The 14,156-nt window shown below is 70.7% G+C and carries 2 protein-coding genes; both read left to right on the top strand.

Translation table 11 applies throughout. The features are described from left to right. The first annotated feature begins 3 nt into the window (after positions 1-3). Positions 4-9,318 (top strand): amino acid adenylation domain-containing protein, encoded by a 9,315-nt coding sequence (locus CU044_RS36345; protein ID WP_345790170.1) that lies wholly within the window; start codon positions 4-6, stop codon positions 9,316-9,318. Between the two features lie 165 nt (positions 9,319-9,483). Continuing rightward, positions 9,484-14,156 (top strand): non-ribosomal peptide synthetase (locus CU044_RS36340; RefSeq protein ID WP_129773092.1); only part of this gene is annotated, 4,673 nt, incomplete at its 3' end.

Genomic DNA, 14,156 nt, shown 5'->3' with positions numbered 1-14,156 from the left:
CCTGTGGGGCCGGTGTCGTTGGATTCGGCGGCGTATGTGATTTATACGTCGGGGTCGACGGGGCGTCCCAAGGGTGTGGTCGTGTCGCACCGGGGTATCGCGGGTTTCGCGGCGGCGATGGTGGAGCGGTTCGGGCTGGACGCGTCTTCGCGGGTGTTGCAGTTGGCGTCGGCGGGTTTTGATGCGTCGGTGATGGAGCTGTTGATGGCTCTGGGTGGTGGTGGGACGTTGGTGATTCCTGAGGGTGGTCGGGCGTTGGCCGGGCAGGAGTTGCTGGATGTGTTTGTGGGGGAGCGGATTACGCATTCGCTGGTGCCGCCGACGGTGCTGGGCAGTGTGCCGGCCGGTGAGCTGCCCGATCTGCGGGTGCTGGTGACGGGCGGCGAGGCATGCGGGCCTGAGCTGGTCGAACGGTGGTCGGACGGCCGGACGATGATCAATGCCTACGGCCCTACGGAGGTGACGATCGCCGCTTCCATGAGTGGTCGGCTGGAGCCCGGGGCCGGTGCTCCGCCGATCGGGGTGCCGGTCGCGGATGCGCGGGTGTGGGTGCTGGATGGCTGGTTGCGGCCGGTGCCGGTGGGTGTGCTGGGTGAGTTGTATGTGGCGGGGCCGGGGTTGGCGCGTGGGTATCTGGGTCGTTCGGGGTTGACGTCGGAGCGGTTTGTGGCGGATCCGTTTGGTTCGGGTGGGCGGTTGTATCGCACGGGTGATGTGGTGCGGTGGCGGGTGGATGGTCAGCTGGAGTATGTGGGGCGTGGTGATGACCAGGTGAAGGTGCGTGGTCTGCGTATCGAGCTGGGTGAGATCGAGGCGGTGCTGTCGCGGCATGGGTTGGTGGGGCAGGTGTCGGTGATGGTCCGTGAGGATCGTCCCGGGGTGAAGCGGATCGTCGCGTATGTCGTGCCGTCGGAGTCGGGCGGTGGGGGTGTCGAGACGGGTGTGTTGCGGGAGCATGCTGCCGCTGAGCTGCCGGGTTATATGGTGCCGTCGGCTTTCGTGGTGCTGGACGTGCTGCCGGTGAACGCGAGCGGGAAGGTGGACCGCAAGGCCCTGCCCGCGCCCGACGCCGGTCCGGTCGCCGGATACACACCTCCGCGTACGGACACGGAGCGGACCCTCTGTGACATCTGGGCCGACGTGCTGGGCCTCGAACGGGTCGGGGTCGACGACAACTTCTTCTCCCTGGGCGGGGACTCGATCCTGAGCATTCAGGTGGTCTCACGGGCCAGGCAGGCAGGGCTGGAGCTGTCGTCGCGTGATGTGTTCGCCCGGCAGACGATCGCGGCCCTCGCCGCCGTGGCGGGCACGGCCGGTGCCGTCGTGCTGGCGGAGCAGGGCACGGTCACGGGGGAAGTGGGACCCACACCCATCAGGGAGTGGTTCTTCGCAGGCCACCCCGTGGTACCCGAACACTTCAATATGGCGACGGAGTTCATTCCGGCCCCCGGTACCGACCCGGCCGCGCTGCGGCGCGCGCTCGCCGCCGTACTGGAGCAGCACGACGCGCTGCGGACGGTCTTCGCGCGCCGCGGACCGCAGCACTGGACCGCGCGCATCGAGCCCCGGCTCGACCTGGACGCCGTGTTCACGATCCATGAGCTGCCGGGCGGACCCGCTGACGTGCCCGTCGGCGATCCAGAGGCCGCGCGGAGCGGCGGACAGGGACCGGACGACGGGCCGGCGACGGCCGCCGACGCCGTCTGGGGAGACCTGACACGGCGCGCGCAGGCAGGCTTCGACCTCGAACGCGGCCCGCTCATCCGCGTGCTTGTCGGCGTCCCGGCCGGCGGCCACCATGCCTCGCGCGTCCTGATCGCCGTGCACCATCTGATGATGGACGGGGTGTCCTGGCGCATCCTGCTGGACGATCTCGCCACCGCCCACGCCCAGGTCCGCGAAGACCGCACGGTCGCTCTCGGGGCCAAGACCACGTCCGTGCGCCAGTGGGCGAAGCGTCTGGCGGAGCACACCGCGCGAGGCGGCTTCGACCCGCAGCGCGACTACTGGCGGTCCGTGGTGGACGGCGCGCACTCCGCCATCCCGGTCGACTTCCCCGACGGGGACAACACCGTCGCCGCCCAGGAGACGCTGTCCGTGACGCTCGACGCCGAGCAGACGGAGGCGCTGCTGCACCAGGTCCCGCCGGTGTACCGGACGCGGGTGAACGATGTGCTGCTGACGGCCCTCGCCCGCACCCTGCGTACCTGGACCGGGCACGACCGGACAGCCGTCAATCTGGAAGGGCACGGGCGCGAGGATCTCTTCGACGACATCGATCTGACCCGTACCGTCGGCTGGTTCACGTCCATCCACCCGGTCGCGCTCGCGCTGCCCGCGGCCGACGACTGGGCGACGGACATCAAGTCGGTGAAGGAGCAGCTCCGCGCCGTCCCCGACCGGGGCATCGGACACGGCGCCCTGCGCCACCTGGCCACGGACCGGGATGCGGACGACCTCGACGACCTCGGCACCGTCGAGCCACAGGTCAGCTTCAACTACCTCGGCCAGCTCGACGGATTGGCCGGGCGGCACGACCTCTACCGGTCGTTGACGCTCAACCCCGGCGGCGAGTTCGGTCCGGCCGAGGCCCGTCCGCACGAGCTGGATGTGATCGGGGAGGTACGGGCCGGCCGGCTCACCCTCACCTGGTCGTACGCGCGGTCCCGCTACCACCGGAGCACCATCGAGCGGCTCGCGACCGGTATGACCGACCAGCTGCGAGCATTCCTGCGGCACTGCGCGGAGCCGGGTGCGGGCGGCCGTACGCCGTCCGACTTCCCGCTCGCCGCGCTCGATCAGGGCGAAGTGGACCGGCTGGTCCGTGGAGACGACGGCAGCGGGATCGAGGACGTCTATCCCCTGACGGCACTCCAGGCGGGCATGGTCTTCCACGCGCTGGCAGAGCCGGAGTCGCCCGCGTACCTCGAACAGTTCTCCTTCGTGGTCCAGGGCGCTCACGATCCCGAAGCGCTCGCGCGCGCCTGGCAGCGGGTGGTGGAGCGGTCGGACGCGCTCCGGGCCTCGGTGGTCTGGCGGGACATCGGCACTCCGGTGCAGGTGGTCCATCGAGCGGTGACCCTCCCGGTGCGCAGCCTGGACTGGTCGGGGCTGGACGAGCCCGAACGAGCCGTCGCGCTGGACGAGTTGCTCGCCGAGGACAAGGCGCGCGGGATCGCGCTCGAATCCCCGCCGCTGATGCGGCTGGTGCTGATTCGGCTCGCCGCCGACAGGATCCGGGTGGTGTGGACCTTCCACCATCTGCTGCTGGACGGCTGGAGCACGGCGGCGCTCCTCTCCGACGTGATCGCCGAATACGCGTCCCTCGCCCGCACGGGTACGGGTACAGAGCCCGGCACGGGTACGGGTACGGGTAGTGAGCCCGGCCCGGTAACGGGTGCGGCCGACGACAATGGTGCGGCATCCAAGGCGGACAGGGGCCCCTTCCGGGACTACCTCGCCTGGCTGGCCACGCGCGACCAGCACACCGGCCGGTCCTTCTGGCGTGAGCGGCTGGCCGGATTCACCGAGTCGACGGCGCTCCCGTACGACCGGACGCCTCTGGGCAGGGCGAGCCACGGACAGTCCACGGAACGGGTGTCGCTCGCCGTCTCCGACGAGCTGTCCGCGCAGGTCACGGCCTTTGCCCGGCTGAACGGACTCACGCTCAACGCGGTGGTGCAGGGCGCGTGGGCGTTGGTGTTGTCGCAGTACGCGGGGTCGTCGGATGTGGTGTTCGGTACGACGGTGTCGGGGCGTCCGGCGGATCTGCCGGGGGCCGAGGACATCCTCGGTCTCTTCATCAACACACTCCCCGTCCGGGTGAAGGTCGAATCCGGGCTGTCGGTGGCGGAGTGGCTCGGCGGTCTTCAGGCCGCACAGGTCGAGGCGCGTCGGTACGAGGAGATCGCGCTGAGCGATCTGGAGACCGAACTGCCGCCGGGAACAGCCCTCTTCGACAGCCTTCTCGTCTTCGAGAACTACCCCGTCGACACCGACGGAGCCGAGCGGTTCGGCCTCTCGCTCCGTGACATCGAGGTCAGGGAGACCACCAACTACCCTCTGGCATTGACCGCGTACGCGGGCGACCGGCTGAGCTTCGACCTCGGCTACGACCCCGCGCGGTTCGACGCCGACACGGCGCGGCGTCTCACGGCACAGATGGAGCACCTCCTCCACGCGCTCACCGCCGGACCGGACACCCGGGTGGGAGCGCTGCCGCTGCTGCCGGACGGTGAACGGGAACGGCTGGTACGGGACTGGAGCGACGGCGGTGGGACCGTACCCGCCGGCCCGTCGGTCGTTGACGCCTTCGCGCGGCACGCGGACGGCTCGCCGGGCACGGTGGCGGTGGTGTGCGGCGAAGTCTCGCTGACCTACGCGCAGTTGGACGCGCAGGCCGAGCGGCTGGCGCGGGTGCTCGCGGAGCGCGGTGTGGGCGTCGAGTCGCGGGTTGGGCTGCTGCTGGAGCGCTCCGTCGATGTGGTCGTGGCCATGCTTGCGGTGCTGAAGGCGGGAGGCGCCTACGTTCCGTTGCATGCCGGGTATCCGGACGAGCGGCTACGGCAGGTGCTGGGCCGGAGCGGTGCGGTCGTGGTGGTCACGGACCGGGCGACCGGCGAGATCGGTGGGATACCGGCCGTCGCGGTGAATGCGGCGCCGGTGGATGAGGTCTCGCTTCCGGCTGTGCTGCCGGTGGGGGCTTTGGCGTATGTGATGTTTACGTCGGGTTCGACGGGTGTGCCGAAGGGTGTGGCGGTGACGCATGGGGATGTGGTGGCGTTGGCTGCTGATTCCCGGTGGTCGTCGGGTGCGCATGGCAGGGTGTTGTTCCATTCGCCGCATTCTTTCGATGCGGCGACGTATGAGGTGTGGGTGCCGTTGTTGCGTGGTGGCACGGTGGTGGTGGCTGAGGGTGAGCTGAGTGTTCCTGTGGTGCGGGATGCGGTGGGGCGTGGGGTGTCGGGGTTGTGGGTGACGGCGGCGTTGTTCGGGGTGCTGGTGGAGGAGGATGCGGGGTGTTTCGCTGGTCTGGGTGAGGTGTGGACGGGTGGGGATGCGGTGCCGGCGGTGGCGGCGGAGCGGATGCTGGCGGCGTGCCCGGGGACGGTGCTGGTGAATGGGTACGGTCCGACGGAGTCGACGACCTTTGCTGTCAGCGGCCCGATCGTGGCGGAGGATGCTGCGGGTGGTTCGGTGCCGCTGGGACACGTGATGGACAACACGACCGGATACGTCCTGGACGGCGCGCTGCGGCCGGTTGGGGTCGGGGTGCCGGGTGAGTTGTATCTCGGTGGTGCGGGTCTGGCGCGTGGGTATGACGGTCAGACGAGCCTGACGGCGGAGCGGTTTGTTGCCGATCCGTTTGGTTCGGGTGGGCGGTTGTATCGCACGGGTGATGTGGTGCGGTGGCGGTCGGATGGCCGGCTGGATTTCCTGGGCCGTGGTGATGGTCAGGTGAAGGTTCGCGGGTTCCGTATCGAACTGGGCGAGATCGAGGCGGTGTTGGCGCGTCACGGGAGTGTGGGCGGTGTGGCGGTGCTGGCCCGGGAGGATCGTCCGGGGGTGAAGCGTCTGGTCGCCTACCTCGTACCGTCGTCCGGTGAGCTGGACGTCTCCGTCGTACGCGCGCACGTGGCCTCCGTACTCCCGGAGTACATGGTGCCGTCCGCGTTCGTCGTACTGGACGAGCTGCCGCTGACCGTGAACGGGAAGACCGACCGGCGTGCTCTGCCCGCGCCAGAGTCCGATGCGGTGGCGGAGTATGTCGCACCCCGCACGACGGAGGAGCGTGCGCTCGCCGAGACCTGGGCCGAGGTCCTCGGTGTCGAACGGGTCGGCGTCCACGACGACTTCTTCGAGCTGGGCGGGGACTCCATCTCCAGCCTGCGGGTGGTCTCCCGGATCCGTACCGTGCTGGGCGCCGGGCTGTCTCCCCGGGCGCTCTTCGACCATCCGACTGTCGCGCGCCTCGCGGAGACCGTGCCGCGCGGCACGGTGCTCCCGGGCGCCGATCCCGCCTCCGCCCCCGTCCCCGCTCCCGACGACAGTGGCCCGGTGCCGGTGCCGCGCGATGGCGACCTGCCGCTGTCCTTCGCACAGGAACGCCTCTGGTTCCTGGACGACTTCGCCCGTGACAGTGTCGAGTACAACGTCGTCACCGCCCTGCGGCTGACCGGCGACCTCGACGTCTCCGCCCTGCGCACGGCGGTCTCGCGCCTGGTCGCGCGGCACGAGGCGCTGCGGACCACCTTCGACTCCGTCGACGGGCGCGGCGTACAACTGGTGCACGACGCGCTCGATGTCCCGGTCCAGGTCGCCGCCCTGGACGAGGCCCTGTCGGCCGCCGTTTCGACGCCGTTCGATCTGCGTACGGGCCCGCTGCTGCGCGTCTTCCTGGCGCAGGTGTCCGAGCGTGAGCATGTGCTCGTCCTGGCGATGCACCACATCGTCACCGACGGCTGGTCCATGGGCGTGATCACGCGTGAGCTGAGTGCCTGCTACTCGGCCGCCGTACATGGCGAGCAGCCGGACCTCGCGGAACTCCCCGTGCAGTACCCGGACTTCGCGGTCTGGCAGCGTGCCCGGCTGACAGGTGACGCGCTGGACGGCCATCTGGCCTACTGGCGGGACCAGTTGGCGGAGCTGGAGCCGCTGGAGCTGCCGACGGACCGGCCACGCCCGGCGGTCCGCACCTCGGCCGGCGCCCTGCACACCTTCGAGGTGTCCGCCGAACTGACGGACCGTCTGACACGTGCGGGCCGCCGGCGCGGCGCGAGCCTGTTCATGGTGCTGACGGCCGTGACGCAACTCCTCTTCTCCCGCTACACCGGCCGACGCGACATCGCGGTCGGCACGGTCGTCTCGGGGCGTGAGCGGGCCGAACTGGAGGGACTGGTCGGCTTCTTCGCCAACACGCTGGTGCTGCGCTCACGGGTGGACGAGGCACTGACGTTCGACGGGTTCCTGGACGGGGTCCGTACGACCGTGCTGGACGCCTTCGCCCATCAGGACGTGCCCTTCAGCCGGCTGATCGAGGAGCTGGCCCCCGAGCGCGACACCAGCCGTACCCCCCTCGTACAGGCCATGCTCGTGCTCCAGAACACCCCGCGCGCCGAGTTCGACCTGCCGGGGGTACGGGTCGGTGAGTTCGTACCGCCGCGCGACACCGCCCAGTTCGATCTGCACCTGGAGTTCCAGCCAAGGCCGGGCGGCGGCCTGGAGGCCGTGGCCGTCCACAGCGATCTGTTCGACGCGGCCACCATCGACCGGCTGACCAGGCACTGGCTGACGCTGGCCGACCGGCTCACCGCCGCCCCCGAGAGGCCCCTGCTGGAGCACGATCCGCTGGAGGCGGAGGAGCGCTCACTGCTGCTGGACTCCTGGAACGACAGCGGGGATCCGGGTGTGCCCGCGGTGTCGCCCCTCGCCATGTTCGAGGAGCGGGCCCGTGCCGTGCCCGGGGCGCCCGCCGTGACGTTCGGAGACACCACCGTCGACTACGGCGAGCTGGCCGCGCGTGCCGCCCGTCTCGCCGCCCGTCTCGCCGCGCACGGGGTGGGGCCGGAGTCCCGGGTGGGGCTGGTGCTGCCGCGCTCGATCGACCTGGTGGTGGCGATCCTGGCCGTACTGAAGGCGGGGGGAGCGTATGTACCGGTCGACCCCGCGTCCCCGGCCGACCGGATCGCGTACATCATCGAGGACTGCGCCGCCGATCTGGTGATCACCAGCCGGGAGACGGCGGCTGTCCTGCCCGGGGACGCGGCGCACCGGTCGGTGGTGCTGGACGCCCCGGCGGCCGGCGCCGCAGCCGGTCCCGCGGCCGGTCAGACCGTCGGTCAGACGGTCGGTCCCACGACCGACCCCGCGGCCGGACCGGCCGCCGGGGAGATCGCCCCGCCCCGTCGCGCGCCCGTCTCCGCCGCCTCCGCCGCGTATGTCATCTACACCTCCGGCTCGACCGGGCGCCCCAAGGGCGTCGTGGTCTCGCACGGCAATGTGGCGGAGCTGCTCGCCGCCACCCAGGAGCAGTTCGCGTGCGGCCCTGACGACGTCTGGACGATGTTCCACTCCTACGCGTTCGACTTCACCGTATGGGAGCTGTGGGGGGCGCTGGCGTACGGCGGGCGCCTGGTCGTGGTGGACCGCGATGTGGCGCGCGCCCCCGGGGACTTCGCGCTGCTCCTGGAACGTGAGCGCGTGACCGTGCTCAGCCAGACCCCGTCGGCGTTCTACCGGCTGGCCGAGGAGATCGGCGCGGTGGACGGGCTGCGGGAGCGGCTCGCGCTGCGCACGGTCGTGTTCGGCGGCGAGGCCCTGGACTGGTCGCGGATCGCGAGCTGGGTGGAGCGGTCGGGCAACGGCGGTCCCGTACTGGTCAACATGTACGGAATCACCGAAACCACCGTGCATGTCACGAGCCGGCGGGCCGAACCCGAGTTCGCGACCCCGGGCGCGGGAAGCGTGATCGGCCGGGCGCTGCCGCATCTGCGCGCGTACGTGCTCGACACCGCGCTCCGCCCGGTGCCCCAGGGCGTACGGGGCGAGCTGTACATCGCCGGAGGCGGCCTGGCCCGCGGCTATCTGAACCGGCGGGGACTCAGCTCCGTACGGTTCGTCGCGGACCCCTTCGGCGGCCCCGGCGCCCGGATGTACCGGACCGGCGACACCGCCCGCTGGAACGCCGCGGGGACGCTCGACTATCTGGGACGCAACGACGACCAGGTGAAGATCCGCGGCTTCCGGATCGAACTGGGCGAGATCGAGGCCCTGGTCGTGGCCGATCCCGGGGTGGCCCAGGGAGCCGTGGTGGTACGGGAGGACCAGCCCGGGGACCAGCGGCTCGTGGCGTACGTCGTACCCGCCGGCGGGGCGGCCGGGCTCGCGGGGTTCGACGAGGCCGGGCTGCGGCGGACGCTGGGCGACGCGCTGCCGGACTATATGGTTCCGGCCGCGTTCGTGGCGCTGGAGCGGCTGCCGCTGACCACGAACGGCAAGCTCGACCGCCGCGCGCTCCCCGCGCCCGAGTACGGCAGCCGCGCCGCGTTGGTGGCCCCGCGCACCCCTACGGAAGAGGCCGTGGCGGAGATCTGGGCGGAGGTGCTCGGGCTGGAACGAACCGGAATCCAGGAGGACTTCTTCAGCCTGGGCGGAAACTCGGTCCTGAGTCTTCGCGTGATTGCTAGGGTCCGGACTGTGTTCGACATCAACCCCTCGGCCCGCGTGATGTTCGATTTCCCCACGGTCGAGCAACTCGCCGGGAAGATCGAGGAGTTGATCATCGAGGATATCGAGAACGGCGGTGATCCGGTCCTTTAGCGAGGACGGAAACCACCGCACCACGTAACACGCACCACGCACCATGTGTCACCCGCGTGCGCGTCGACGGACCAGCGGGGCCGGGACAGGCCCGAAACACCGTCGACTGCGCACGCGGTGCTTTTGCCTGCTTGTTTTCATGATGTGGATATGAGGGAGCTTTCCATGGACGCCGCTTCTTCGCGCGAGGCCCGGATCAGTTCGTTGCCGGAGCACGTGCAGGAGAGACTCCGGAGCAGGCTCGCGGGTCGCGCGGGCGGCGGCCGGAACGCCATCGAGTCCGTGGACCGCAGCGGAACGCTCCCTCTGTCGTTCGCTCAGCAGCGGCTCTGGTTCATGACGGAGTATCAGCGGGACTCCACGGAGAACAATTCCGGTCTCAGCCTGCGGCTCACCGGCCCGCTGGACGTCGGCGCGTTCCGGGCGGCGCTCGACGCCGTCGTGGCCCGGCACGAGCCGCTGCGCACCACCTTCGCCGCGGAGGAGGGGGTGGCGCGGCAGATCGTACGTCCGGAGGCCGAGCTGCCGTTCCGCTTCGTGGACCTGCCCGACTCGACGGACCCCGACCGGCTGATCGCCGCGGCGATGGCCGAGCCGTACGACCTGCGCACAGGCCCGCTGGTGCGTGCCCTGCTCGTCCGCGTCGGCGCCGACGAGTACCGCTTCCTGCTCGCCATGCACCACATCGTCACCGACGGCGCCTCCATGGAGATCATCGTCCGGGAGCTGCGGGCGTACTACGCCGCCGCCCTGCGCGGAGACGTCGGCGCGGCCGGGCTGCCTCCGCTCGCGGTGCAGTACGCCGACTTCGCCGCCTGGCAGCGCGGGCGGTTCTCCGGCAGCGCGCTGGACCGCCATGTCGGTTACTGGCGTGAGCGGTTGGACGGTCTGGAGCCGCTGGAACTGCCCACCGACCGCCCCCGTCCGGCGGTCCGCGGCGGCGCCGGCGCCGTCCACGCCTTCACCCTGCCCGCCGATGTCGCCGCGGGGATCCGGAACGCGGGCAGCGAGCAGGGAGCCAGCCTCTTCGTCACGCTCACCGCGATCACTCAATTGCTGATGGCCCGGCACAGCGGCCAGGACGACATAGCGGTCGGCACGGCGGTACCCGGGCGTGAGCGGGCCGAGGTGGAGAATCTCGTCGGATTCTTCATCAATATTCTGGTGCTGCGCTCCCGTATCGACCAGACCCGTTCGTTCACCGAATTCCTTGCCGAGGTACGGGAGACCGTACTGGAGGCATTCGAGCACCAGGACGTTCCCTTCGAGCGGCTGGTGGAAATCCTCGCGCCGGAACGCGACACCTCGCGTACACCACTCGTCCAGTCGATGGTGGTGCTCCAGAACACCCCGGTCGAATCCGCCGAATTCGAGGGCGTCCGCGTGGCACGCGGAACCCTCGCCCGCCAGGAATCCCCGTACGACGTGAGCTGGGAATTCGAGGAGGACGAGGAAGAGCAGCTGCATTGCGCGATCGAATACAGCACCGACCTGTTCGACCCGGCCACCGTCGAACGGCTGGGACGGCATTTCGTCGTACTGGCCCGTGCCCTGGTCACCGCCCCCGACCGGCGACTGGACGAGGCCGAGCTGCTCACCGCCGACGAACTGGCCGGACTGCTCGCCGAGGGCAAGTCGGTCGCGCGGCCCCAGGCGGCCGCCGGCACCATCCCGGCGCGCTTCGCCGAGCAGGCCGACCGCACACCCGACGCGCCCGCGCTGACCTGCGGTGACGACGACGAAACCCTGACGTACCGTCAACTCGACGAGCGCGCCAATCGACTGGCGCACCACCTGATCGACTGCGGGGTCCGCCCCGAGGAGCCGGTCGCGGTCTGCCTGCCGCGTGGCATCGATCTCGTCGTCTCCATCCTGGCCGTGCTCAAGGCGGGCGGAGCGTATCTGCCGCTGGACCCGGCGCTTCCGCAGGACCGCGTGGCGTGGATGCTCGCCGAGAGCGGGGTCCGGGTCGCGGTCACGGTGGACGCGCTCACCGGACCGCTGCCGGACGGCTTCCACGGCACCGTCGTCGCCGTCGACCGTCTGCGCGACCGGATCGCCGCGCTGCCCTCGCGTACGCCGCGGGTGGCCCTGGCCGCGAGCAACACCGCGTATGTCATCTACACCTCCGGCTCCACCGGCCGGCCCAAGGGCGTCCTCGGTCTCCACGGCGGCCTGCTCAGCCGCTGGGCGTGGTTCTCCGAGACCTACCCCGAGTGGCGCGACGCCGTCGTCTGCGCCAAGAGCTCCGTGAGCTTCCTGGACAGCGCGACGGAGATCCTCGGCACCCTGGTGCACGGCGGGCGCATCATCCTCGCCTCCGACGACGAGGCCAAGGACCCCCTCGCGCTGGCCCGGCTGATCGAGCGGCACCGCGTGGAACGGATGACGCTCGTACCCAGCCTCCTCTCCGTCCTCCTGGACGAGACCGACCCGGCCGCCCTGGCCTCCTGCCGCTGCTGGATCAGCAGCGGCGAGCCGCTCAGCCGCGCGCTCGCCGCCCGCTTCCGCGAGCAGCTGCCGCACGCCCGGCTCCTCAACCTCTACGGCTCGTCCGAGATCAGCGCCGACAGCCTGGTCTGGGAGGCCGAGGGCCCGGACGTACGGATCGGCAGGCCCGTCTGGAACAACCAGGTGTACGTCCTCGACAGCCGGCTGCGCCCCGTACCGCGCGGAGTTCCGGGCGAGCTGTACGTGGCCGGAGCCGGGCTCGCGCGTGGCTACGCCAACCGTCCCGACCGTACGGCGGAACGCTTCATCGCCGACCCGTTCGATCCCTCCGGGCGGCTCTTCCGCACCGGCGACCTTGTCCGCTGGACGTCGGACGGCACCCTGGAACACCTCGGCCGCGCCGACGACCAGGTGAAGGTACGCGGCTTCCGTATCGAGCCCGGCGAGATCGAGGCCGCTCTCCGCCGGCACCCCGCGATCAGCGACGCCGCGATCGTCGTACGGGACGACCGCCAGGGCACCGCCCGGCTCGCCGGGTATGTCGTCCCCGCCGAAGGCCACTCCGTACCCGCCGCGCGCGAACTGCGCGACCTCATCCGGCAGAGTCTGCCCGACTACATGGTGCCCGCCGCGTTCGTGCCGATCGACGCGCTTCCCCTGACCTCCAGCGGCAAGCTCGACCGCCGCTCCCTGCCCACCCCCGACTGGGCCGAGTCCGCCGAATACCTCGCCCCGCGCACCGACACGGAGCGGGCGCTCGCCGCCATCTGGACCGAGGTGCTGGATACGGCGCAGGTCGGAGCCGAGGACGATTTCTTCGCCCTCGGCGGGCATTCCCTGCTCGCCACCCGGGTGATCAGCCGCATCCGGAGCGGTCTGGGGACGGAACTGACCGTACGTCACCTCTTCGAGGCCCCGAGGCTCGCCGACCTGGCGGCCACTCTCGACGCACTGGCGGGCACGTCCGCGGCGAACACCTCGGCGCGCGGCGGTGCCGGCTCGGCGAGCGGTGGTGCCGACTCGACGCCGGGCGGTGCTGACTCAGCGCCTGGTGGCGACCATTCGGCCGGTACCGACGTACAGGGCGGCGCGATCGTTCCCGCGTCGAGGGAAGGGCGCTTGCCGCTCTCCTTCGCCCAGGAACGCCTGTGGTTCCTCGACGACTTCGCCCCCGGCGCCGCCGAGTACAACGTCTGCGGCACCCTCCGGCTGACCGGCGCGCTCGACCTCCCCGCGCTGCGGACCGCCGTCGCTGGACTGGTCGCCCGGCACGAGGCGCTGCGTACCACCTTCGAGACGGTGGACGGGCACGGCACCCAAGTCGTGCACGACACCATGGACGTGGCGGTACGTACGACCGCGCCCGGCACGGACGGCGAGCTGGAGGCCGCTCTCCGCGCCGAGGCGGCGGCCCCGTTCGACCTGGCGACCGGGCCGCTGCTGCGAGCGCTGCTGGCCACAACGGCCGAGGACACGCACACACTGATGCTGACGATGCATCACATCGTGACGGACGGCTGGTCGATGGGCGTCATCACGCGCGAGCTGAGCGCCCTCTACACCGGCGCGGTGCGTGGCGAGGACGCCGGTCTGCGACCGTTGCCGATTCAGTACCCCGACTACGCGGTGTGGCAGCGCGACCGGCTGGCGGGCGACACGCTCGACGGCCAACTCGCCTACTGGCGAGGGAAGCTTGAAGGACTGGAGCCGCTGGAACTGCCGACCGACCGGCCGCGCCCGGCGGTCCGTACCTCGGCGGGTGCCCTGCACCATTTCGAGGTCCCGGCGGAGCTGACCCGGCTCCTGACGGGAACCGGGCGTGCGCGGGGCGCGAGCCTGTTCATGACGCTGACCGCGGTTACCCAGCTTCTGCTGGCGCGCTACAGCGGACGGACGGACATCGCGCTCGGGACAGGTGTCTCGGGGCGCGAGCGCGCCGAGCTGGAAGACCTCGTCGGATTCTTCGTCAACACCCTCGTGCTGCGGACGACGGTCGATGAGTCCGAGAGCTTCGGCCAGCTGCTCGACCGCGTCCGTACGACCGTGCTGGACGCTTTCGCCCATCAGGACGTGCCCTTCAGCCGGCTGATCGAGGAGCTGGCCCCCGAGCGCGACACCAGCCGTACCCCTCTCGTACAGGCCATGCTCGTGCTCCAGAACACCCCGCGGGCGGAGTTCGACCTGCCGGGCCTCAGGGCCGAGGCGGTTCCGTCGGTCCGGGAAGCCTCCCAGTTCGACATCACGTTCGCGTTCTCGGAGCAGGACGGAAGGCTGCTCGCGGCGGCCGAATACAGCACGGATTTGTTTGATGCGGTGTCGGTGGAGCGGTTGTGTCGTCATTGGGTTGAGTTGGCGGGTGTGGTGGTGGGTGGGTGTGGTGGTGCGTT

The sequence above is a fragment of the Streptomyces sp. L-9-10 genome, from assembly GCF_004151105.1.
In the GTDB taxonomy this organism is placed as follows: domain Bacteria; phylum Actinomycetota; class Actinomycetes; order Streptomycetales; family Streptomycetaceae; genus Streptomyces.
Note: the sequence above shows the minus strand (reverse complement) of the source record. Positions and strands in the feature narration are given on the sequence as shown.